The organism is Veillonella absiana (assembly GCF_032970865.1).
Classification (GTDB): domain Bacteria; phylum Bacillota; class Negativicutes; order Veillonellales; family Veillonellaceae; genus Veillonella; species Veillonella absiana.
The window spans coordinates 43,415-66,870 of the sequence record NZ_JAWJZB010000004.1 but is presented as its reverse complement, the minus strand read 5'-3'; the positions used below and the strand labels follow the sequence as shown (position 1 = coordinate 66,870).

Sequence of the window (23,456 nt, the reverse complement as noted above, 5' to 3'; positions counted from 1 at the left end):
ATATTTTTCGATTTATTTTTATGAAAGTCCCTAAAATACAGAAAACGACTGGATATAATGGCCACTCACCATTACATTCAGTCGTTATTTTTTATCTATATACAGCTATTTTTACTTTCAAAATCAGATATTTTTATACTCTCAGTATATTCTCAATTATACATTTTAACCAATTAATTGTATCTATTTAAAGTTAGATCAACACAGTATGTATTAGTATTAGTATTAGTATTAGTATTAGTATTAGTATTTGTTTCAGTTTTACCTCTAGTCTTCGGACTCAGGAATCATCACCGTAAAATGAACACAGACATCATCATAGCCCTCTACAGGTACCCAACCGCGAACACGATCACCTAGCACACGATCTGTATAGCCTACTTTGTCAGCAAACATTTTGTTCAGCTTGCACTTACGATGGGCATTAGGGCCGGTCCCCACTTGCGCACAAATCGCCCCTTCTACGAACCCCTTCTCTGCTGCGATGGAATTAGATGCCAAAATCCGATGATTTTTTGTAATTAAACGAGCAATACCAGGGAACACATCCCAGAAACGATGAAACTCGCGGATAAGTTCATCATAATTTTTATTGTCAACAGTTGTGCTTTCATTTGTTGTTACTACGCTTGTAGCCGATTTAATTTCATTTGTCATCGTCGTCACCATCGCTATCATCTTCATATAATGTAGGAGTTCGATCATAATACCCTGGAACGCCTTCATATAGAGCTTTCATCGTATAGTTTTTAATCTTGTAAGCATACTGTTCAAGCAGATCATCTGATGTTTCCATCTCCTCATCAACGAAGTATCGGATATACAACGCCAATATATGTTTAATATATGTACCACGCAGCTCATCAATTTTATCATAGTACGAATCACACTCGGACACACTCTGGTCTGGGAACTGCTCTAACTCAGCCCATATTACGTCACTAGCCGCGCTATACTGATTCCAATAATCCAATTCGAGTTGTTTGACCGCAACATTTAAGTGTATCGTATACCGAACAGTTGCTTCATTCACACTCAAATCATTGGCACCAAAACTATAGTTATAATAGGAACTTTGTAATCCATCATTTTCCCAATGACAAATAGGACATATTTGGTAATCGTCATAATTTTGAAAGTAATGTTTTTTGCACACAGGACATTTTACACGATTGTCCACACCGAGGATTTGACCCGCACATATAACAAATTCCTCTTTAGGGAAAATGCGGCCGAAGCTTTCACAGAAGATTTTCCAAATTGCATCACCCAATGCATCGACAGTAACAACACCGCCCTCTAGCACAAGCCACTCAGCAACTTGATCCGCCTCAACAAAGTATTCACTATATGGCGCAAAATTAGGGAAACCTATGGAACCCATCGGATCTAATTCAGTTATAATTTGTCTAATCTCTTGGACCGAGATGGCTTTCATAGGACCTCCTAAAATCCATTAGTTATTTTTCATAGTCAGTGTAACCCTGCTCTATATCATACTCACTATAAATCCCATCATAAATATATTTAAAGGTATATTTTTCAAACTCAAAAAGATAGTCCTCCATGAGTGCCTCATCTACACTCTTATCGTCTGGATTAATATCGGTTTTTCCTAAGAAATACCGAATATAGATATCTACGAGTTTTCTTACATAGTCTTTACGAGTAATCTTAATTTGAAACTTCCAATATGGAGTTCTTAATAAATGCTTAGTTTTATCATGATTACCTAAGAAATATTCTAAAACTGATTCATTTACATTTAACTCATTAGCACCACCGTCATAACTGTAGTCTTCATATTGGAGTAGATCATTTTCCCATCCACATATTAGACAAATTCCAAAATCAGCAGTGTTGTCAAAATAATATTTTCTACATACAGGACATCTAACTCTATCATCTGTCCCTAAAAGATTACCGGCAGAAATCAAAAAGTCTTTTTTAGGAAAGATTTGACCAAACATCTCACAACAAACTTTCCACATTGCATTACCAAGAGCATCTACTGTTACGTCATCGTCCTGATTTTCAAGCCATTCAGCTATCATTTTAGCCTCTGAAAAATATTCTTCATATGGTGCAAACGAGGTGTAGCATAATGCCACACCTCGTTTGGAACTTATGCCGTTGGTCGTTCTGCATTATGGGAGATTGTAGCCATAACACTGCCGAGGCGTTTAATTTGGTCAGGGTTAAATAATCTAACGATTGAAACAGGTTTATCAAATGGTGGATATTGTAATGCCTGCACATCTATCGTACCATTCGTAACGAGATGGTTTACGATTTTATCTACAAAGGCAATTTGATTACTATTCAATGCTGCATCGTTGATAAATTCAGATTTAACTAACTGATCCAAATTTACTATCTGCTGACAAAAGTAATCATAAAGCCTATCTAAGCGCGTCAGTCTAGCTACAATTTTTCTTTGCTCAGATAAATCTGGAACATTAATCGAAATATCTTTCAGTATCGCCTTATTTAAGGTAATGCCTTTAACTGCCTTATTTCCAGTTTTAGACCAATCAAAATTAGAAAGATAATAATAGAGCCATTCCTTATCAATAGGCAGAATGTTTTTATCATTAAAAGCCATTATAGCTTCATTTGTATACATATCATCTGCTGTAATTGCTGACTTTCCGACAGACAACTTAAAACTCATAATAACGGTATCTTTATCAACCTTTTTTATTCCTGATTCAGTAACTCCTAAATCTGAAATTGTTTCCTTCGTTTCAGATATAAATTTCCCGCTCTTGGATAAATCTGCTATACTAACCCACTTATTATTGCCATGCCAATATAAGGAATTATCACGAGACGGAGTTTTACCCATCTGTAAGTCAAATAATTCTCCTAATTTTTTCCACATAGCAACTTCTCCAATTCAAGTAGTTCAACAGAAATTTTTTCTTCTATTGTTTTCAACTCCGCCAAAAGCTCACTAGTCGGCGGATATTCTACAGGCACATATTCAATCTTCTTATACTTATTCAAAAACAAATCGTAGTCATTGTCTACGATTTCTTCTTTTGGTACTAGGAAGCTTTGTTCTGTTCGTTCTCTAGTTTCTTCCGCATCTAAATTAGCAAAGCGTTCTAAAATATCTGGAATATCGTTTGCTTCGATAGGATTACGTTTATCATCCAGGCTAAATCCATCAGCTTTCATGTCATAGAACCATACCTTATCCGTACCGCCAGCATCGGTTCTTGTGAATATCAAGATACCCGTAGACACGCCTGCATATGGTTTAAATACGCCAGATGGCATGGAAATAACAGCACGCAATTGTTGGTTTTCTACCAATTCTTTGCGGACGGCTTTATAGGCTTTATGGCTACCAAACAATACACCGTCTGGAACGATACAAGCACATTCATCGCAGAGATACGGAGCATTGTTGGGTCCGTATCAAAACCAGAGAACATGGTGCTGCTGAAATGATTCCATTGAGCATCGGTCATGGTGCTTTCATAATGGGAACGCACATATTCAGAGGCAGACACGAGGAAACCCGCCGTACCACAAGCCGGATCTATCAAGACCACGTTTTTGATACAAGAATTTATGTAGTAAAAAGGCCCTGTAAACAAGGCATTCCCAGTATTTCGATAGTTTTTTCGGCCTGTTCCGCACCTGAAATTTGGTGTTCTGGAACGGGCCATTCTTGCTGTTGATACCATCTTTGCAGGGTCTCCTCTCGGTCAGAATAGGTAAAATTAAAAAGTGAAGCAAAATTAAAAGGTGCTATTAGTTCACCTAAGCATATCTCCCGTGATTATTTCTTTGGACACGAAATATGAAGCCGGGAGTATGTCATCATCTGCTAACCTTAGAACTGGATTTTCATGGTCATACATATAGCGTGGATTGCTATACCGGTAATCACGCAAGCGCTCAATGACACATTCAATCAGATATTTCTGCTTCATTCCAGTTGAGTACGAATCATGGTCATCAAACATTACTCTGTCTATTGGTATTTTATATTCATAGCAATAGTATGCGCTGTGTTCCATGAAAAAGTGCCCCAATTCTCTGCATCCAAGGCATTCAATCAACTGTCCTATAAACTCCGGAACACCAGAAAGATTTCTCGCATAGCTATTCTTATATAATAAATCCTTAAACGCAAACCCATTAAAACAATGATCTTCTCTTCCTTTAAAATATCCAAGGCGAGACTTCATATAACTCGAATTACCATTCCAGCACTTTTCCCAGTCCACATTTTTTCCGTTGTAGATAGTCTCAATATGACCGTCCTCTTTATAAAACTCAACCTTATGCTCTTTTAGCACTTTACTGAAAGCGTTTTCTGTAGTTAGCAAATCCAAGAGATTTCGAGCAATAACATCATCTTCCGTGCCCTGAAGCCTTCGTGCCAAATGAAACAACAAAATCTCATCAGGTAAGCTACTGGGTCTGTGTTGATTTATAAAGTCTCGAATTCCACTTTTCCATATATCATAATCATCACCAGCTCTACTGCCAATTTCAGATATGATTACATATAGTTCATCTTCTGTAACATTCAATAAATCACACAGTGTTTTTTCCATGCTTTCTTTTGAGTGAGTATCAATAAACATTCTTTCACCTCGATTCGTCAAATCAGACCTTCATTTTTTCTGCCAAGTCTGTTTCAAATGCGAGTATCTCATCTAAACATGAATCAAGACTTGTAAATATCGTATCTTGGGATAAATCTTCCGGTATGCTTATATTGGATGTCCTAAATGGTGTTCTCCACAGCCATTCTTCTTTGCCCATCTTTGCCGGGTAGATTGCATTTATCTTGTCGCAGATTGCTCTGAATTCATCCGTAATATTCTTGGAGCTGATTGCAAACTGGATATAAGCCTCTTTCCCATTACGATTGATGATTTCATAAAAGTAATGATTGTCGGTGTTCCATCCACTTGGTGCATCCAGCAAATCTGGAAGAATTGCAGTCATTCCCGGTGTAGTGAAACGTGTATAAGTACGATTGCATTTTGCCATATTCAAATCAACGTCAGAGCGTGTCATTGCCCATTCACGAAAGGCTCCGGCAATATTCTGAAGGCGCATGCTGCTGCCATCTTGAAGGTATGGCAACATAGCTCCACAAATCTTATCGCTCCATTCTGCATGGAACTTTGCCATCCGTGGCCAATCAGCCTCGTTGGTGATGCTTACGCCATTCAGGGCATAGCACATCCAAGATGCTTTATAGGTATCGGCTCTGTCCCACTCAAGCGAAATGCCGAGTTCTTCCTCAATGTCATCCTTATGGCTATAGAGTAAATCAAACGCATCTTTATTCTTCTTTGTATCGCTGCTGCCCAAATAGAAATCAATTCGTGCATTGTCGTAATTTGCGATACAACTAACATTAAAACCGCTAATGCCAAAAAATCCCGACTCGGTATTGGATGTTGTTGGCGTGCAATTACTGTAGGTTCCTCGATGAACATGCTGTGCTTGAATTATTGGAAGCGCATATTCCCAATAGCGCCTTCTGATTTCATATCTGCTTGCATCGGAAGTTTTCTTTGATTCGGAATCCTTCAGGTAGAATACCAAGTCCATAGGGTCTGCCTCGTACAGTGCAAAAATTCTCCGAAGGATAGAAATCTTCATTGCGGTGCTTGTATTCTTTTCCACATACACATTGCCATCTATTTTCAAAGCGCTTCTTAGGCCTGATTCATCGTTGCTTACATAGGCAGCAAGCTCGGTATTATCCTTAGAGCTAAAGGCCAGGCTGGTGAGGACAGACTTGTCTTTTTGATGCAGGAATTTTACAACGTGTTCAAACATGTCAGTCCAGCTGGTAACCGGCTGCTCTGTTGTCAAATAACTGTATCTGGCAATGTCACGCCCAGTGAGGTCATAGTTTTCATCGTCCAGCGTACACGAATCAAATTCTTTCTCTGCAGGAACAAAAGCGGTTTCTGGACATGCCCAAATCTCCATAGCCAGCTTAACCATTTCCTCATTTCTCTCTTTAAGCTCTGGCAATCCCCATGTCGATTTTGTCGCAATCTTCTGATTCATCTTCAAACCGCTGACTTTGTAACCACCGTCTTTTGCATCACGCTTTTCCGTAAAGGTGTTATTGCTCAGATTTGGATTATAGCCAGTCAATGTCAGGTTAGCCAGCCGGTGAAGCCATGCTTCGTGTATTTCTGCCGCATCTGCACCTAAGGACTCAGTCCATGCCGGAGTAAGATGCTGCGGCATAATGTGTTCTATCGTATAGACATTATTATCCAAGTGCGTGTATACATCCTTGGTCTCGATGGTACCATAGTTTTCAAATTGCTCAAATAAGTATGCCTTGTATTTACCACGCATCTGATATACCTGCTTTTCAGCAAGTGCAGCCGCAAATTCATCATCATCCGGGAAGCGACCGCTTTCCATCTTGGACAGTAACGCATAAATAAACTTGGCCACATAATTGTCCGCTGTGTTATCGTAGCGAATAATTTCTTTGTTCAAATTCAGGAATATCTTATTTAGTGCATTCGTAGGTACTTCGCAGATATTTCTCCTGAATAGGTAATTCTCGGTTATCAAGAATATCTTCAAAACATCATCGGTGGTAACTTTGCTATCTTGATGCAAACGGAGCACTTCCATAAGGAATGGTCTTGTAACAACAATCGCCAGTCGCATCAAACGATAAAGGCAATCGTCCAGTTTCTGTTCATTCAAACCACTCTTACAAGTCAAAAGTTTTTCAAAAAATCTGGCGTATCGCAGAAGGTCGGTCAGCAAGACATCCACCGGTAATGCTGCAGTCTCGGAATAGCTCTTAAACGACTGGTATACATTGCTCACAGTAGGCGTCACTTGCTGCTTAATGCTGAGATAATCTCTAACAAATCCACTCACGTCATTGGCTGTGCATTTTTCAATTTTCGCCCAATAGGTATCATAGTATTTTGTTTGATTTTGCGCAGGGAGGCCCATCAGCACATAGTTTCTGATTTTATCACCTTCGGTTAGAGCCAAACCAGTGGAGTTAAGACTTTCAAAAATCAACTGTGCATTGTCACCCTGGTCAAGGGTAATACTGATAATTTCAAGTTTCCCAATGGCCGCATACAAATCAGCCACCGGGATTTCTTCTTTTTCTACCATTTCATAAAAGAACTGATAGTTGATGGTCAGGTTCGAGCTGCCGTCATAATCTTCCTCATCACCGAACAGCTTTGCAAGTGCATCTCTATCACTCTTTACCGGACGCAGCTTGATTCTGTCGTCTTCACTGGCCCACGGTGACACAAGAAATCTCTGGCTTATCTGCTCATCCAGCTTGTCATCCGTTGTCGTCACCTTGCCCTGTGCGATAAGATTTCGAATCGCCAAAAGCAATAGGCTAATGGTGGTAAGGCGCTGCTGCCCATCAATAATGTGGTACTCAATTTTACTGCCGTTGGGAACAACAGCAGAAACAATGCTGCCAAAAAAGTGACTGCTTCTCCCATCTTGAACAATCTTTTTCAAGTCCTCATATAACTGACGGCAATTGTCATATTTCCAGTCATATTTTCTCTGATACACAGGGATTACAAAGCGCTTGTCCGCACCTTCCATAAACCCTGTCATTTTAGCTTCTGAGCCTTTCATTTGGCTTCCTCCATTCCACAATGCTTATTTCCTTATTCCTCGTCGTCTTCAATCACCTGAAAATCGATATCTTCAGAATCGTAGGCCCCTATCGGATATTCTCGAATCCAGCCAGATACTCGAATGATGCTATTGCAATAAGGACATCTGCACGAATGCTCTGTATCAAAGCTATGAACAGCATCCGGCCCCATTCCATTCTCTTTTTCATAACTGCTGGAATCCCAAATGTACTCTTCCAAATCCACTTCAAATTCAATGAGACAATTTGGGCATTGAATAGTACGTACCATCGAAAGTTGCTCATCATCCTGTTCTTCATCAACAAACAGACCTGGTACATTATACTTGATATCAAAGGCCTCGGACTCCACACTTGTGTTTCCGCACTGGAGTAATGAACCTCTTAGCTTGAGCTTGCCAGTGCTTCCATCATGAACTACATATTCATCCTGATGATTTCGAATATAGGTTGCCACTTCACGTGTGAAGCCATTTCTCTGCAATAGTATAGTAAGCGGATTGGTCGTGCCAAATTCAACATACTCATACCAGTTGTTCTCAAATTCATCTACCTGATGAATTTTTTTGTATTCGTTTGAAAAGCGCAAGAAGTAATTCGATATACTGAATAGAATAACATTTTCAATTACCTCAAGCGTATCCGCAAAAACAACATTTCTATGTTCTTTAGAACGGTCATTGTATGTTGTTGGTGGCTGGTATGCAGACACACGGAAATTGTCTGGGTGGTCTCTCTTGTACTCTATTGCTTTTTTCATGATATAGCTGAGTCCGGTGCCTTCCATCCATTGGCACAGAATGACGGCATACCATTTTCTAAGAGATTCCTTCCCCAGGAACGATTTTTCATATATCTCCCAATCAAAAATTTTTGATAGCTTGTTCAAAAATTCAATTACATCGGGATAGGCAAATTTGCCATTCGGGCACTCTGGATAGCTAAGGCCGTCCTTGATGGCAATAATAAGTTTTTTTGTTTGGTCAACCGAAGTATTAATGTCATCATCCGGTAGTGTTGGCACCCCTTGGAATTTTTCTCTAATACCATCTTCTTCAGCTGGTGTTAATAAATCCGAAAATTCCCTGCGAACAAGACTATCTCTATCTTCCATAATGTCACGCAGGAGAATCAGTCCAAATTTACGCATCATAACATAGGATTCTTCTGACTGTAGTTCCTTACCATCCTCGTTCGTGCGTTGCGGTATAACAGAACTGCCACTTTTCAGAATATCAACAATATACTTCTTTTCAACCTTTTTCAGGACGTCAGGATTTGTTACAATCGAAAGCTCCTGTTCTGGAACCGGCGTCTGCAGCATTTCAACATACGTCTCAGGCGTTACAGAGTTTTCTTCAGAAACAAAATACACATTTCCATACAAATTATAACTGATACGACCAACGCGTCCGATTAAGTTTCTGAAATCCACAGGACTCATCTGGCGACGGAAAATCTTGGTGTCTGTGATAAATAGATTATCTGCTGGTAAATTAACTCCTTCCAGTAGCGTACTGGTACAAAACATAATGGTAATGTGTCCACTTTGAAACAGCTTCTCTATTCTTGTCCTTATGGACGCTGGAAGATAACCGATATGATATGCAACGCCCTTTTTTATCATATCGGCAAGATAATAATCTCCATGAACTTCCTGACTGATATCCTTTGATAGCGCATTCAGTTCAGGGTCGTTTTTCTCTTTTATACCAGCATAATTGGTATATTCTTTTGCAGCGGCAATGGCCCTTGCTCGACCATTATAATATACTATTGTCTGCGTTCTATCCTCTGGTGGCATTCTCAGGTTCTTGGCTTCAAACAGAACAAGCATATCATTAAGTTTTGCGCCAGACTGTTTTATGTCGGCAATTTTTACCTGCTTATCAGCCTTCTCATTATATACATCAATTTGTCCGCCAACAAAATCCATCAAAAATTTCACTTGAATAACCGGCGAATATGTAGAAGCCAGCTTGTTTTCATCCCCATTTCCTATAATGTCATTCATGAGGCGAAGGTATACTTGTGGATTCGGAATATTCGGTGAAGCAAATATAAAGTGTGGTTTATGTGTTCGCTTGAGCAGCATATCTACCACTTTATAATAAAATGGGCCTCGACTGTTTTTACCAGACAGCTTATGTGCTTCATCTAAAAACAAATAGTCTATTTCAATATCCGGTTTGCTAATCAATAGATAGAGCAACCGCTCAGGTGTCAAAACAAATATAAAATGATGCCTTTCTTCAAGAGCCACGTCACTTGCAGCGGATACCACATGATAATCATGCTGTTCCAAATTTACGCCCAAGTCATTGATGACACTACTTCGCACTTCGTTAATCAAAGCCTTAGTTGGCACAATTAGCGCATAGTTCTTTTTGGCCCCTTGCAAGACGATTTCATCCTTGATAAACATTCGCATGATGAAAGATTTCCCCATCGAGGTCGGGCCAGAATAACTAAAGCATGGGTCGCTAAGATGGTCATACGCTTCCTTCTGAGAACTGAAAAAGTGTTTTTCTGTGTCTGCCGGAATTGTCAAATAATCATTTCTGTATTGCGCAAAGATACGTTCAAATGTTGTGAGTTCGGTGTAATTGGCATTAATTTGCTTCAGGCCTTGATGATTTCCAGTACTGGAAAAAACAGAGCCTGCGTACAATTTTACCAGCGCATCACCTCCATACAACTGATTTAGAAGAATCACTATATTTTTGAACTTGGACCAACGCATAGATTGTCCCACATCAGATTGTGGGAATATTTTATCATCCACCGATGAGCCCATCATGGATTCTAATGCTTCTTTTTCAAGTTCTTTTTCATCCAAAGAACGAATGAACATCAATTATGTCAACTGTTCGATAACCGCTAACGGGTTTGTTAACCCACCAGCATGGATATCATCCCAAATTTTATCGACTTTGTTTTTAATTGTACCCGTTATCATAAAACTCCTCAACTTACATGTATTTGAATTCTGTAATTAGCACATCTATTGTTATTATAATCAAAAACTATGCCGCTATGATAGAGTAAAACACAAACCCACATCAAAGATTACCTAACTTTGATAAAAAAAAGCACCTACTTATTCCGTAGATGCTTTTACCTGAATTCTATATTCTAAAATTACAGTTACTAAACTTTTATATTATAGGTCCTTTTCCAATTCTTCAAACACCGCATCAATATCATATGAATTTCCCTGCAGTGCTTCTATATAGCCTTTTGCCATCATAAGATCAACGTCTTTCTCACTTAAATCTTCAAGAATTGGAATGCTCTGATTTTCCATATTCACCACTCACCTATCAAATATAGTATTCAATATAGCTATCCGGCAATTTTTTCTCAGCCACAGGATCTGTTTTCTTGCCATTGACCACATGCAAATCGCGGCGTGGGCGACGGATGTACATATTTTCTGGGTCGGTTTCGAACACAACCATGTCGGCTGGGATATTATGTTTTACAACAAGGTTACAACCGATTTTCGTGCGTGCACCGATGGTGATGTCCCCGAGGATTTTTGTACCTGTACCGATGAGTACATTGTCCTCGATAGTAGGATGGCGTTTCGTTTTCTTGGAGGACATGCCGCCAAGGGTTACCTGATGGAACAGGGTTACATTATCACCAACGATAGCGGTTTCACCGATAACAACGCCCATGCCATGGTCGATAAACAGACCTTTACCGATGGTCGCGCCAGGGTGAATTTCGATACCCGTTACATGCCGTGAATGCAAGGCAACACGGCGTGCCAATGTTGGCCAGCCTGCCTTGTACAAACGGTGGGCAAAGAAGTGCCAGAATAGTGCTGTAATATGCGGATAGGTCCACAATACCATGAACACATTCGACGCAGCTGGATCGGAATCCATAACACGCTGAATATTATATTTAATCTTACCCCAAAGTTCTTTCATAACTTCCTACTTTCATCGATTGGATTATTTTACATGTTCTACATTGTCAAAGTCGAGCATGGATAGGTATTTTTCAACCCCATCTGGTGCAATGACAACGATATTTTGTGTTGGACGCTCAGCGGCGATACGTTTTGCCACCACCACAGCAGCCGCTGCGGAAATACCGATGGAAATGCCACTTTCACGCATGAACGTTTGAATTTGTGCGAATGCCTCCTCGTCGGACACGGTTTGCACGTCATCCATCAAGGAACGATCGAAATTCTCTGGAATAAATCCAGCGCCGATACCTTGGATTTTGTGCGGCCCCCCTTGCCCTTGAGAAATCGCCGGGGAACCAGTCGGTTCGACTGCTACCGCTTGAATGAACGGACGAGCCTTTTTCAAATGACGTGTCACGCCTGTGAAAGTCCCACCTGTGCCGATACCAGCCACGAATACATCGACATTCGGTACTTGTTCCAAGATTTCAACAGCTGTAGTTTCATAATGGATTTCAGGGTTCGCTGGATTTACGAATTGGCCCAACGTAAACGCATTTGGATAATTCGCCAAGATTTCGTCAGCCTTCGCTAACGCACCTTTCATGCCAGTTTCCTTTGGTGTCAAAATGAGTTGAGACCCGTAGGCTTTGATCAATTCGCGACGTTCTTTACTCATACTTTCAGGCATGATGATGACCGTTTTAATGCCAAGCACTGCGCCCACCATTGCAAGAGCAATGCCTGTATTACCGCTCGTAGCCTCTACGATGATGCTATCGTCTTTGATTTGGCCTTTCTCCTTAGCTGCACGAAGCATACCAAGCACAGCGCGGTCTTTCACGCTGCCGCCAACATTATATTTTTCTAATTTTACATAAATATTTGTATTTGGTAATTGATAGACTGGTGTGTTGCCGATCAATTCGATAGTAGAACTTGTTGTAATAGCCATGGTATCACTCTTTTCTTAACGCTCATAATGCGTATTGTTGAATACAATAATCTGCTGTTATGCCTAGATATCTACTAATATCTATACTATATACGCATTTGATTCTAGTATGACATAAATAAAAAACGCCCTCAGGAAAATCCCAAGGGCGATAGTCGCGGTTCCACCTTGATTACTTTCACCAGAGCACTAGTGAAAATCTCAGTCTGACAAAATGAGTTATTTTCAGTTGTGGCAACATCAACGCAACACAGTTGCGCAATTATTTGCATAATCCGACACCCATATGTCAGTTGGCTATAACGGGCCACCCGATTCACGCTAGCCCCATAGAGTTCACGAGAATAACTCAGAGATGCACTTCCATATATAGTCTATCGTTCATTTCCACCATCAGAACTCTCTAGGCACAGCGCTATACATGTACTTTTCTCGTCATCGTTTGTATCATACATCGGGGATTATGTCATCTTGTGAAAGTTAACATACATTTTGTATTTTGTTTACCCCAAATGCACTATTGTTTATTTTATATAATCATACTGTACCACTTGGGATATTTATTGTCAAGAAAACCATAGCTATAATGCGCAATAATCAAGGGTTTATAACGGTTAAATATTTTGTTGTATATACAAATTTATTTTATAAATGTTGGGCTTTCCAGTTGATTTGTCCTGCGCATACATCCAAATGTTCCATTATACATGTTCACCGTACATAAATCATGCCTAAGATTAGTAACAAGATACCCATCATTCGGCTCAACACCAAGCCAATCCACTGCACTTTCACAGAACCGGTCGTTGGCATATATCGTCGACATACACGCCATACTATTAGCCCTAAAAAGAATCCTTCGATCATAGACACCAAGGGATTACTCAAGGGGAATAGCACCCAACAACATATAACTACGCTAAGCCCATAGCCCCATGTGCTTCGCCAGGTGTTAGTGAGAATGAGCACCCATGTGAGTAGATAGCTAATGAATCCATTCGGATTACGCTCTATATATTGTTCTAGTATAGGTCGCGCTATGGTTCCGTCCTTGATATGACTACGCCAAAACGTATAGGTTCTTAGCGGATGCGAAATATCGACGAGTCCCACCAGTTGAATGATAAACAATCCCAGCACTACTCTAACGAAATTCTTGGCAACAAACCAAATCATATCAAAACTGTCTGGTGAAAGATGCGACACAACAGATGTACCTATAAGTTTATAGAATAACTGATATCCAAGGAAATACACAAATATGCCCGGTAACAGCCAAAAGACTATGGCAGTTGTAAAAATAGATATACACCGTCTCACTAGCTGAAGATAATGACGCCAATTACATCGAGCCTTGCCATCAGCCAGTAACTCTTGATTGTGCTGTTCTTGTTGAATTCGGCCCTGTGTATGTAGTTCCAATAATGTATTCGTATAACTTTGTACATGAGGTTCAAAGAAAATCAACATGCCGAAAAGCTTCCAAGCCCAGCCAATTATATCGACACCGGTTAGATCAATCACGTTACAGCCTCCTTTCATCAAAGCAATCGCGGAACAGCATTTGCCCCTTATCCCTATCTAAGATATAATTTATAGAGAAAATCTAACTTTCACAATAGCAAATAATATATCTATTATAATACGTTCCAAGAAAGAGGTACATATGAGCAGCGGCAGAACAGCAGCAGAATTGGCCGGCGTAACAGCATTGGGCCACAATACAGATTATCCAACGGACTACGCACCACAAGTGCTTGAGGCATTCGACAACAAACATCCGGACAACGACTATTTCGTTAAATTCAATTGCCCTGAGTTCACGAGCCTCTGTCCAATGACGGGGCAACCGGATTTCGCGACGATTTACATTTCCTACGTGCCTGACAAAAAAATGGTGGAAAGTAAATCCTTGAAACTCTATTTATTCAGTTTCCGCAACCACGGCGACTTCCACGAGGACTGCATTAATATCATTATGAAAGATTTAATTGCCCTCATGGATCCTAAGTACATCGAGGTTTGGGGCAAATTCACACCACGCGGTGGTCTATCCATCGACCCATTTGCAAACTATGGTAAACCAGGTACAGATTGGGAAAAAACAGCCAAAGAACGCTTGCACTTCCACGATATGCAACCTGAACGCGTAGCGTATCGCTAATCGAAAGGATTTCACTCATGAAAGCACCAAAACAATCTATTCTAACAGCTTGCTTGTTAGGCGCTCTCGCTATCACGAGCTTTGCTGGTATCCAAGCACCTGTTCACGCAGCAATCGGATTTGAACCACAATTGCCTGCTCGTAACTTAGAGCATCCTGCCAGCGTTACAACAAAACACCATATCAATATTGATGGTAAATTATTAATGCCTATGGAAGGGCAAGCGCAAATTATCTACGTTAATGACCAACCGCTCGTAGCACTTCGTCAAGTGGCCGAAGCACTAGGTAACAAAGTGTCCTGGCAGGCCGATACGCAAACAGCTGTCATCGAAGGCTCTATTAGCAATTTGCTGGTGAAACCGAACGAGGCCACTATTGTGCGTAACGGGAAATTGAATGTCATTAATCTCAATTTGTCTGAAGACTACATGCCTGCTGCCCAATTAAAAAATGGCGTAATGTATGTATCTCCAAAAGCATTTGAATTATTGCTCAATGATGTAGCTGTGCAAGGCAATGAAATCTATATTGCACCGCAAAGATCCTATATTATGGATAGCGGTACATCCGTGCCAGTATCGCCAGACCAATAGGGTATATCGTTCAATAAGCTAGTTCTATTACAAGTAGCGATACTCGCCAAACGTAATAAACAACAATTACTTCCGCCATAGATGACATATCCCCAATAGATAGCTAGCCTTTGCAGCGACATTCGGCTCTGCCGTCAGGAGCAAAAAGGCTAGCTATCTATTGGGGTAGCACATATGAGAGGAATATAATTGTTGTTTATGGTTTAGCCATATACGGCACAGAACTACTTATTGAACTTGATGTTCCCTATGCGTTCCGATATGGCATCGAATCTATCTTTTACATCATCGATTCCAGATTTTGTGGCATCCAAGTCATCTTTGTTGCGCTTAATACCTTCCGACAGACCTTTCATGTCATTCGACATGCGTTTACTATTCTCTTGGGCCGCCTTGCCTTGATTGCTGATATTATCAAATTCATCGCCTATAGTATCGAAATCTGATTCATGGAAGATAAAATTACTACCCCCATTGGAGGTGATATTTAAAGCCCCCATGGTCAGTTCACCGTCATCGATACGAAGGGCATCTGTGGATATTGTGGTGTATTTAAGATGAATTTTTACATCCTCAAATGCTAAATGTCGCTGATAGTTACTAAACTTACCAGTAATGGATTTAATAGGAATCAGAATATAACGCCCCTCATCGGAATTAAATTCGCCCCATACACGAAGATCACGACGAGCACCTTTACTTTCAAAGGTCATGGTCACATTGACAGGCACCACAAAATCATCCTCCTTGAGGGCGATACTGCTGTCGAGCCCACTAGCCTCGCCATAGAATGTATAGGCCCTAGTATCGATATTATACTGGCCATGAGCCTCGAGCGTCCCGTTATACACATTTGCCGATACGCTCTTGAACTCCAAATCGCCTGCATCATAATGCACATCACCAATAACTTGGGTGAACGTCAACGCCGGGATGTGTAGTTCCGGCATAGATACGCGACCATCTGCCACAGGATGCGCCAATGTACCCGTTGCATCTACATGCAGTGTCATAGGATCATGGATATTATCCCCAAATCCTAATGAAGATGGATCTACGCCAAGGATGTGGACCTGCATATTCAAGGTCGGCAATTCTTGATGTTTAACGCCTCGTAAATCGATAGTGCCCTTAATTTTCATACCTTCACCGATAGCTGTACCACCGAATTTACCGGCAGAAAAATCGAGTTTCAATTCCTTGTCACTATCCAAATCAATTTCCGTATTGATATCTGTCATGACATAATGACGATTTTTTTGAAAGACCTCTAATTGGCAATTTTCCAAATAGATTTTCAAATCCATATGTTGGCCATTCCAGTTAAAGTTACGAACGCGCTTTTCAATATCTGCCTCACGTTGCTCCGTCGTTTTGCGTTCGGTCAAAGCTTTAGGTGGCACAGGTTGTTGAGACACTTCATTGAGTGGTTTCTTTACATCTGGCGATGGTTTCGTAAAATCCAAACGCATGTTATCGTCCATATCTACAACGATAATCGCATCCTCTAGTGTCAATTCACGCAACGCAGCGGCCTTGAAATTCTTGGTAATCACATCCCAAGGATTGACACGGAAACTACCGCTAGGTACCTCTAAAATGGTTTCACCTTGCGCATTCGTCCAGTTCAATTCCGTAAAACTAACTCTGCCCCAAGGCGTGGCATGAATCGACTCTACCGTAACGGTACCATTCAACATGGTTTGTCGAGCCATTACCTCATTGAATATGAGCCCTGCCCCACGACTGGCCAGCATCGCTAGCGCCACAATGACTACGATGGCAACAGACACAATGCCAAGGACGACCTTGAAGCCTCGTTTATTCTGTTGTACTTTTCGTATAATCCATCGGACTATGCTTCGTAGTTTTTGTATCATAATCGTTTGTGAAAGCACCTGTAATGCTGACTATCATCGGGATTTAATAAGTATAGTAATAATATTATATTGTACCACATTAAATTGAACATTTTAAAACAACTAACCATAGAGGAAATCCATGCAGAAATGTGCTACCTGTGAAATTAGCTTTCACCTTTCCGAACTTTCACCTAATGGTAGCTTTCACCTAATTGCAGCTTTCACCAAAAGAAAAGGTTCTATCATTGATAGCGTAACCAGTATTATATCAACAATACCAGTTCCGATAGACTATCTGATAGAACCTATTTCTATATGTTTTTTCTCAATCAAAATCGGGTTGTTAGGAACCCTCTCTCAATATATCTTACGCTCAACCCATTATGTCATATGTGGTGTGCAAATTAACTATATATGAATATGGATATTAAGCATTCACCTTAGGAGCACCGTATTTTTTCAAGCTTTCAGCCTCGAAATCGGCTTGTGTACGGTAATCTTGAGGGATAGAGGATAGACGAATCCAGCTGCGGATGGCCTCAATTAATACGATGAGAATCATCAAGAACATCGCTGCACTGAAGGCTACGAGAATCCATTTTTGACCAGGAATGTAGTTGTACATTACGTTTTCAAAGTCTGCTGTAATAGCGATAATAGCCAACGCAATACATGGAATACCGGTTACCCATGCGTAACGTTTACGACCAAGACGCATAATTACGGTAGTACCAACGGCTAATGTCATTGTGGCTAGTAATTGGTTAGATACACCAAATAGAGGCCAAATGGTACCGATGTTACCTTGAAGAACTAAGTAGCCCCAAAGTACGCAGATAAGAGCAGCACAACCATATACGCCAGGTTGCCAATGAACGTTACCTAAAGGTTTGTAGAATTGACCAAGCAATTCTTGTAACAAATAACGACCTACACGTGTACCAGCATCGATCAATGTCATGATGAACAAAGCTTCGAACATGATACAGAAGTGATACCAGTAACCCATTAAATGATCCATGTTAGGCAATTTAGAGAAGATATGTGCCATACCAACTGCAAGGGATACGGCGCCACCAGGACGGTGCATCAAATCTTCACCAACCATGTTTGCCAATGCTGGCAATTCATGAACTTGCAAACCTAAGGCTTTGAAAGATTCAGCAGTACTGTTGATTGCAAAGTAATCATCTGGATGTAATGCAGTAGCTGCGATTAATGCCATCATGGAGATGAACGCTTCTGTTAACATAGCGCCATAACCGATAGGCAAGATTTCTCTTTCATTAGTAATCATCTTAGGAGTTGTACCTGTTGCGATAACTGTATGGAAACCAGAGATAGCACCACAGGCAATAGTAATAAAGATGAATGGGAATACGGAACCTTTCAATACAGGACCGCCACCCCAAAGATAAGGGGTAACTGCTGGCATTTGGATAACTGGCATTACGATGATAATACCAAGTGCCAATGCGCCGATAGTACCAATTTTAAGGTATGTAGATAAATAATCACGAGGAGCAAGCAATAACCAAACTGGCAATGCAGCTGCAAAGAAACCATATACAGCAAGCATGATTTCAATAGTTTTCAAATCATAGGTAAACCAAGATGCATATGGAGAAGCGGCTACGACTGGGCCACCAAGAATAGCTGCGAAAATCAACAATACACCAATAATAGTACCTTCTTGGATTTTACCTGGGCGAATCCAACGTAAGTAAGCACCAACGAAAATCGCAATTGGAATCGTCATACTAACGGAGAAGAAGCCCCAAGGGGAGTTATGCAATGCATTCGCTACTACTACGGCCATACCTGCTAATGTAATAACAAGTAAGAACAATGTGGCAAACATGGCACCGATACCAGCGGAATTACTGATTTCTTCCTTCGCAATATCGGCGATGGATTTACCATCATAACGAACGGATGCAAATAAAATAACCATATCATGGACAGCACCGGCAAATACGGAACCGATTAAAATCCATAATGCCCCTGGTAAATAGCCAAATTGTGCTGCAATAACTGGGCCTACGAGAGGACCCGCGCCGGCGATAGCGGCGAAATGGTGACCAAATGTCACCCATTTGTTTGTTGGAACATAGTCATGACCATCGTCATGTACACAAGCAGGTGTTGGACGATACTGGTCCAAGGTTAATACCTTTGCTGCTACAAATGCCCCATAGAATCGGTACGCCAACATCAAAATGCAGGCTGAGGCAATAACTAGATAAATCCCATTCATTACCACAAAAACCACCTCCAAGATTTCTGCAACATCGAAGGTGGTTAGCACGGTTTATAAAATCTAATAAAGCATCTGTGTTAAGTGCACCATCTACAATGTCGCGACTAGGGAACACAAATCTGGGCCTCATCATAAAATACGCTGGTGCGGTCCAGCGGTCCTACTTCCCAATGGCATACTTATGTCAAATAGGACCATCTGTACCTTTATTGTAAACTTAATCGTTGTTATGTCAACTGTATATTTGTAAATTTTATACATAGTATTACATCAAGTTATACACATATAATTTTACACAGCATGTATGAGTTTTTGAGAACAACAACGATACTTTATAGAATTTCTTTATCTACAATCATGCAAGGACATATAAAAAAGGATGATACACTGGGGATCATCCTTTTTGTATTTTCTATAGAATTCAAGCTATATCTATATTGTTAGTTACCTAAGAATTGGCGCAATACAGTTTGCATCTTATCACAATCTTCTGCATTGCCGATTCCAATTCGTAACCAACCAGGTTGTAAACCTTTACGTACTTGATAACCAACCTTGAGCCACTCTTCGGCAATGGCTTCATCAATTTGCATATATATGAAATTTGCTTGGCTGTGGAAGAACTTCACTCCTAGATCTGTGAGGACAGTTTCCCACTTGTCACGTTGCACACGATTTTTCTCAATGGTGTCTTTCAAAAATGCTTCGTCTTTGAAAGCAGCCTCCGCTGCCACTTGGGACACGCTATTCAAATTATATGGCAAACGAATAGTTTGTACGTATTTCGTCAATTCTTGGCACATAATCATGTAGCCTACGCGGTAATTTGCCAATCCATAGGCCTTGGAGAAGGTCCGCATCATGGCGATGTTATCGAATTCCTTAAGAAGTTCCATCGCTGTTGGCACTGGCACATCCGTAACGAAATCGATATAGGCTTCGTCGATGATAACGATAGTATTCTTTGGCACTTGGCTGATGAAATTACGCAAGTCCTCTACTGTTTCATAGGTACCAGTTGGGTTATTAGGATTACAGAACCATACGAGACGAGTTTTGTCATTCACCGCCGCCAATAGAGCTGGGAAATCATAGTGTCCTGTTTCCGGTTGGCATGGTACAGCATTCACCTCAGCACCTTCAATGAGACCATTCAAAGCATATTCAGAGAACGCTGGTGTGCTCACCAAAATATTATCACCAGGGCATAAAAACGTACGGCTTACCAAGGAAATCACTTCGTCTAACCCTACGCCGATAACAAATTGATCGCCCGGAATGTCCCAGTGTTCCGACAAGGCTTGTCGCAAGGACGCGGCATAACCATCTGGATAATAATTGGCATCGTTATTTGCCACATAGTCTAATACGGCCTCACGCACCTTTTGTGATGTGCCGTAAGGATTTTCGTTCGCAGATAAACGCACCAATTTATCGATGCCCAATCGTGCTTGTACAGATTCCAATGGTTCCTCAGGAACATAGGATTTTAACTGTCCAATAATTTCCTTCATTGTTGGCCTCCTTTATAAATTGTCGATTTCTGGTCGATCCGTTGTTTTGCTCACAAGGCCTTCGCGTTTCGCCAATTCTTCTGTGATGGCTTCGTAAGGGATGCCTTTTTCCACGAGCAATACCAACAAATGGTACAACAAATCAGCAGATTCGTAGATAACCTCTTGTGGATCTGTATTTTTGGCCGCAATCACAACTTCTGTGGTTTCTTCGCCCACTTTTTTCAAGATTTTGTCCAATCCCTTGTCGAATAAATAATTCGTGTAGGAACCTTCTTTTGGATTGGCTTTGCGGTCCGCAATGACTGCGTATAATTCGTTCAATTCTTGTCCGTTCATAATGGCCTCGTTTTGTGAAAGTTACTTCACATCTCTGTTCATCAATATATTGTCAGGCTATGTTACAACGATTTTCTCACAGCATTAAGGAAATCGCGTTTATAAGCCTCGTATTATTTTTCTAGCGGAATTTCGTTAAAGAAACAGCTCGTCGCCCCCGTATGGCACGCTGGTCCATTAGGGATAACCTCTACGAGCAATGTATCTAGATCGCAATCTAGCGCCATGCGCACCACGCGTTGCACATTACCGCTCGTACCACCTTTATGCCATAGCTCTTGACGAGAACGACTCCAGAACCAAGTTTCCTTTGTTTCCTTTGTCTTTTTGAAACTCTCTTCGTTCATCCATGCTACCATGAGCACTTCTTTTGTATTTGCATCGGTCACCACCGTTGGCAGCAAGCCGTTGCCCTTTTTAAAATCAGGATTCATTGTTGCTCCTTACATCTATTTTTTGAAAGCGCCGTAACAGTTCAGCAGTATATTTACTGCTAGTTTAATGCTGACTTGCTATGAATTCGCTTGCGAAAGCTACGCCTCACGATTACCGTTCATCAGTATGATGCTGAAAACGTGAACCTGTTGCGTAGCTTTCATCATATTAACGAACGCTAATTCCGTGTTTACGCAATTCAGATTTCACATCGCTAATGGTCATTTCACCAAAGTGAAAAATGGAGGCTGCCAGAGCGCCTGTTACCTTGGTTTGTTCAAATACGTCTACGAAATGTTGTAGCGTACCGGCACCACCAGAGGCGATGATTGGCACATCAACGGCGTCGCCAAGCTCGCGGTATAGGTCGATGTCAAAGCCAGATTTTGTGCCGTCCTTGTCCATGCTCGTTACGAGCAATTCGCCAGCACCAAGGGATACGGCCTCCTTCGCCCATTCAATGGCGAGGCGTTCCGTTTTTTTTCGGCCCCCATGCGTATAGGCATAGCGACGCCCCGTCACAGGATCTGTTTTCACGTCGATGGCTACGACGATACATTGATTACCGAATTTTTGAGCCCCCTCACGAATGAGTTCTGGATTCGCCAACGCCGCAGAGTTCAAAGAAATCTTATCCGCCCCAGCTTGTAATAAATGTTGCATATCTTCAACGGTACGAATACCACCACCTACGGTTAGGGGCATGAATACTTCTTTAGAAATATCCATGACCACGTCCTTGAAGGTATCGCGGCGTTCTGTTGTGGCGGTAATATCTAAAAATACGAGCTCATCAGCGCCTTGCTCCTCATAGGATGCAGAAATTTGCACTGGATCGCCTACGTCCACCAAATTGATAAAATTTACGCCTTTTTTAACGCGTCCGTTGTCTACGTCGAGGCATGGAATGATTCGTTTCGCTAACATATCAATCCACCGCCTTACTTGCGTCTAATTTGCCATTACCACCAGCTGCATTAGTTGCGCTATTAGCAGTTGCATTTGTTGCATTATTCGCTTGCTGCTCAGCCACGTTCATGTCAGCAATTTCCTCAAGGGTAATGGTACCTTCATATAACGCCTTACCTAGCACGCTATCCTTGATGCCCTTGGATTGCAAGGAACGGATATCGTCAGCGTTACGGATACCACCAGAGGCAATAATATTGCCATTAGGGAATTCCTTTTGTAAACTTTCAAGCAAATCCTCGTTCGCACCTTGCATAGTGCCATCACGGTTTACGTCCGTTACGATAAAGTGTTTTGCGCCGGCCTCCATCATAACGGAGATGAGCGCACTCATAGTTACGTCGGATTGTTCAAGCCAACCTTCCGTAGCCACCTTGCCATCAAAGCCATCTACGCCGATAACGATTCTTTCACCGCCATAGGTTTTGAGCAGGTTTTTAGTGAGTTCTGGATTTTTCAAAGCCACGGAACCCAAGATGATACGGTCAATGCCCATATCCATATATAATTTCACAGCTGCTTCGTCACGAATGCCGCCGCCAATTTCCAAAATACCAGAAAAGGCTGCACGCACGCGTTTCGCCACATCTGTATTCACTGGTTTGCCCGCCTTGGCGCCGTCTAAATCGACGAGGTGCAAGGCCTGCACGCCAGCTGCTTCATATTGCTGTGCCTGGTCCACTGGATCAGGATTAATAATAGTTTCTTTTTCAAAGTCGCCTTTGTACAAACGCACACTACGACCGTTCTGTAAATCGATTGCTGGAAAAATCATAG

The 23,456-nt window shown here is 41.2% G+C and carries 22 protein-coding genes; 2 read left to right on the top strand and 20 right to left on the bottom strand.

Going from position 1 to position 23,456, the window contains the following annotated elements:
• Positions 1-267: 267 nt before the first annotated feature.
• The 13 genes from RVY80_RS04125 to RVY80_RS04065 all read right to left on the bottom strand — a co-directional run bounded on the left by RVY80_RS04125 (position 268) and on the right by RVY80_RS04065 (position 14,064).
• Positions 268-657 (bottom strand): hypothetical protein, encoded by a 390-nt coding sequence (locus RVY80_RS04125; protein ID WP_317329752.1) that lies wholly within the window; start codon positions 655-657, stop codon positions 268-270.
• On the bottom strand, positions 647-1,438 hold the full coding sequence (locus RVY80_RS04120; RefSeq protein WP_295192425.1) for a CPCC family cysteine-rich protein: 792 nt from the start codon (positions 1,436-1,438) through the stop codon (positions 647-649). Before RVY80_RS04120 ends, RVY80_RS04125 begins: the two co-directional genes overlap by 11 nt.
• Positions 1,439-1,460: 22 nt before the next feature.
• On the bottom strand, positions 1,461-2,111 hold the full coding sequence (locus tag RVY80_RS04115) for a CPCC family cysteine-rich protein (RefSeq protein WP_295191238.1): 651 nt from the start codon (positions 2,109-2,111) through the stop codon (positions 1,461-1,463).
• Between the two features lie 14 nt (positions 2,112-2,125).
• Entirely contained in the window at positions 2,126-2,884 is a 759-nt protein-coding gene (locus tag RVY80_RS04110; protein WP_317329751.1) for a restriction endonuclease subunit S, read from the bottom strand.
• Complete coding sequence (locus tag RVY80_RS04105; protein ID WP_317329750.1) at positions 2,869-3,363, bottom strand: N-6 DNA methylase; 495 nt, start codon at positions 3,361-3,363, stop codon at positions 2,869-2,871. Before RVY80_RS04105 ends, RVY80_RS04110 begins: the two co-directional genes overlap by 16 nt.
• Positions 3,315-3,563: an N-6 DNA methylase gene (locus RVY80_RS04100; RefSeq protein ID WP_317329749.1), complete on the bottom strand. Its 249-nt coding sequence runs from the start codon at positions 3,561-3,563 to the stop codon at positions 3,315-3,317. Before RVY80_RS04100 ends, RVY80_RS04105 begins: the two co-directional genes overlap by 49 nt.
• Positions 3,564-3,770: 207 nt before the next feature.
• The gene (locus tag RVY80_RS04095) at positions 3,771-4,607 is read right to left on the bottom strand and encodes a hypothetical protein (RefSeq protein WP_295191226.1); all 837 of its coding nucleotides are present in this window, start codon (positions 4,605-4,607) and stop codon (positions 3,771-3,773) included.
• 22 nt (positions 4,608-4,629) lie between these two features.
• Positions 4,630-7,638, bottom strand: coding sequence for a DUF4268 domain-containing protein (locus tag RVY80_RS04090; protein ID WP_317329748.1), 3,009 nt, complete (start codon positions 7,636-7,638; stop codon positions 4,630-4,632).
• Between the two features lie 32 nt (positions 7,639-7,670).
• A complete protein-coding gene (locus tag RVY80_RS04085) occupies positions 7,671-10,499 on the bottom strand; it encodes a DEAD/DEAH box helicase (RefSeq protein WP_317329747.1) in 2,829 nt (942 codons plus the stop codon).
• A 324-nt stretch (positions 10,500-10,823) separates the two neighbouring features.
• On the bottom strand, positions 10,824-10,967 hold the full coding sequence (locus tag RVY80_RS04080) for a hypothetical protein (RefSeq protein ID WP_295191217.1): 144 nt from the start codon (positions 10,965-10,967) through the stop codon (positions 10,824-10,826).
• Positions 10,968-10,983: 16 nt separating this feature from the next.
• Positions 10,984-11,601 carry a serine O-acetyltransferase EpsC gene (gene epsC / locus RVY80_RS04075; protein ID WP_295191214.1) on the bottom strand — a complete coding sequence of 206 codons (618 nt, stop codon included), beginning with the start codon at positions 11,599-11,601 and terminating at the stop codon, positions 10,984-10,986.
• A gap of 24 nt (positions 11,602-11,625) precedes the next feature.
• Positions 11,626-12,540, bottom strand: a complete 915-nt coding sequence (gene cysK / locus RVY80_RS04070; protein ID WP_295191211.1) for a cysteine synthase A — start codon at positions 12,538-12,540, stop codon at positions 11,626-11,628.
• Positions 12,541-13,251: 711 nt separating this feature from the next.
• Positions 13,252-14,064 carry a hypothetical protein gene (locus RVY80_RS04065; RefSeq protein WP_317329746.1) on the bottom strand — a complete coding sequence of 271 codons (813 nt, stop codon included), beginning with the start codon at positions 14,062-14,064 and terminating at the stop codon, positions 13,252-13,254.
• Between the two features lie 142 nt (positions 14,065-14,206).
• Here RVY80_RS04065 and queF point away from each other — a divergent pair, with 142 nt between their 5' ends.
• Together queF and RVY80_RS04055 are read left to right on the top strand one after the other, a co-directional pair.
• Positions 14,207-14,704, top strand: coding sequence for a preQ(1) synthase (gene queF / locus RVY80_RS04060; protein ID WP_295191205.1), 498 nt, complete (start codon positions 14,207-14,209; stop codon positions 14,702-14,704).
• A gap of 17 nt (positions 14,705-14,721) precedes the next feature.
• Complete coding sequence (locus RVY80_RS04055) at positions 14,722-15,300, top strand: copper amine oxidase N-terminal domain-containing protein (RefSeq protein ID WP_295192418.1); 579 nt, start codon at positions 14,722-14,724, stop codon at positions 15,298-15,300.
• Between the two features lie 224 nt (positions 15,301-15,524).
• On the opposite strand, the gene RVY80_RS04050 is transcribed toward RVY80_RS04055, so the two are convergent.
• The 7 genes from RVY80_RS04050 to hisA form a co-directional block, all read right to left on the bottom strand.
• Positions 15,525-17,180: a translocation/assembly module TamB domain-containing protein gene (locus tag RVY80_RS04050; RefSeq protein ID WP_317329745.1), complete on the bottom strand. Its 1,656-nt coding sequence runs from the start codon at positions 17,178-17,180 to the stop codon at positions 15,525-15,527.
• A gap of 409 nt (positions 17,181-17,589) precedes the next feature.
• Positions 17,590-19,425: a carbon starvation CstA family protein gene (locus RVY80_RS04045; RefSeq protein WP_317329744.1), complete on the bottom strand. Its 1,836-nt coding sequence runs from the start codon at positions 19,423-19,425 to the stop codon at positions 17,590-17,592.
• Between the two features lie 437 nt (positions 19,426-19,862).
• Complete coding sequence (gene hisC, locus RVY80_RS04040; RefSeq protein ID WP_295189467.1) at positions 19,863-20,936, bottom strand: histidinol-phosphate transaminase; 1,074 nt, start codon at positions 20,934-20,936, stop codon at positions 19,863-19,865.
• 12 nt (positions 20,937-20,948) lie between these two features.
• Positions 20,949-21,275: a phosphoribosyl-ATP diphosphatase gene (gene hisE / locus RVY80_RS04035; RefSeq protein WP_295189469.1), complete on the bottom strand. Its 327-nt coding sequence runs from the start codon at positions 21,273-21,275 to the stop codon at positions 20,949-20,951.
• A gap of 113 nt (positions 21,276-21,388) precedes the next feature.
• Entirely contained in the window at positions 21,389-21,709 is a 321-nt protein-coding gene (hisI, locus tag RVY80_RS04030) for a phosphoribosyl-AMP cyclohydrolase (RefSeq protein ID WP_295189472.1), read from the bottom strand.
• A 169-nt stretch (positions 21,710-21,878) separates the two neighbouring features.
• Positions 21,879-22,637, bottom strand: coding sequence for an imidazole glycerol phosphate synthase subunit HisF (gene hisF / locus RVY80_RS04025; RefSeq protein ID WP_310746129.1), 759 nt, complete (start codon positions 22,635-22,637; stop codon positions 21,879-21,881).
• 1 nt (position 22,638) lies between these two features.
• A complete protein-coding gene (gene hisA / locus RVY80_RS04020; RefSeq protein WP_295189477.1) occupies positions 22,639-23,454 on the bottom strand; it encodes a 1-(5-phosphoribosyl)-5-[(5-phosphoribosylamino)methylideneamino]imidazole-4-carboxamide isomerase in 816 nt (271 codons plus the stop codon).
• Between the last annotated feature and the right edge of the window lie 2 nt (positions 23,455-23,456).

Excerpts from the sequence above, each read along its gene's own strand:
- RVY80_RS04125 (WP_317329752.1), bottom strand. The coding sequence starts at position 657 with ATGACAAATGAAATTAAATCGGCTACAAGCGTAGTAACAACAAATGAA.
- RVY80_RS04120 (WP_295192425.1), bottom strand. The coding sequence starts at position 1,438 with ATGAAAGCCATCTCGGTCCAAGAGATTAGACAAATTATAACTGAATTA.
- RVY80_RS04110 (WP_317329751.1), bottom strand. The coding sequence starts at position 2,884 with ATGTGGAAAAAATTAGGAGAATTATTTGACTTACAGATGGGTAAAACT.
- RVY80_RS04095 (WP_295191226.1), bottom strand. The coding sequence starts at position 4,607 with ATGTTTATTGATACTCACTCAAAAGAAAGCATGGAAAAAACACTGTGT.
- RVY80_RS04090 (WP_317329748.1), bottom strand. The coding sequence starts at position 7,638 with ATGAAAGGCTCAGAAGCTAAAATGACAGGGTTTATGGAAGGTGCGGAC.
- RVY80_RS04080 (WP_295191217.1), bottom strand. The coding sequence starts at position 10,967 with ATGGAAAATCAGAGCATTCCAATTCTTGAAGATTTAAGTGAGAAAGAC.
- epsC (WP_295191214.1), bottom strand. The coding sequence starts at position 11,601 with ATGAAAGAACTTTGGGGTAAGATTAAATATAATATTCAGCGTGTTATG.
- cysK (WP_295191211.1), bottom strand. The coding sequence starts at position 12,540 with ATGGCTATTACAACAAGTTCTACTATCGAATTGATCGGCAACACACCA.
- queF (WP_295191205.1), top strand. The coding sequence starts at position 14,207 with ATGAGCAGCGGCAGAACAGCAGCAGAATTGGCCGGCGTAACAGCATTG.
- RVY80_RS04055 (WP_295192418.1), top strand. The coding sequence starts at position 14,722 with ATGAAAGCACCAAAACAATCTATTCTAACAGCTTGCTTGTTAGGCGCT.
- RVY80_RS04050 (WP_317329745.1), bottom strand. The coding sequence starts at position 17,180 with ATGATACAAAAACTACGAAGCATAGTCCGATGGATTATACGAAAAGTA.
- hisC (WP_295189467.1), bottom strand. The coding sequence starts at position 20,936 with ATGAAGGAAATTATTGGACAGTTAAAATCCTATGTTCCTGAGGAACCA.
- hisE (WP_295189469.1), bottom strand. The coding sequence starts at position 21,275 with ATGAACGGACAAGAATTGAACGAATTATACGCAGTCATTGCGGACCGC.
- hisI (WP_295189472.1), bottom strand. The coding sequence starts at position 21,709 with ATGAATCCTGATTTTAAAAAGGGCAACGGCTTGCTGCCAACGGTGGTG.
- hisF (WP_310746129.1), bottom strand. The coding sequence starts at position 22,637 with ATGTTAGCGAAACGAATCATTCCATGCCTCGACGTAGACAACGGACGC.
- hisA (WP_295189477.1), bottom strand. The coding sequence starts at position 23,454 with ATGATTTTTCCAGCAATCGATTTACAGAACGGTCGTAGTGTGCGTTTG.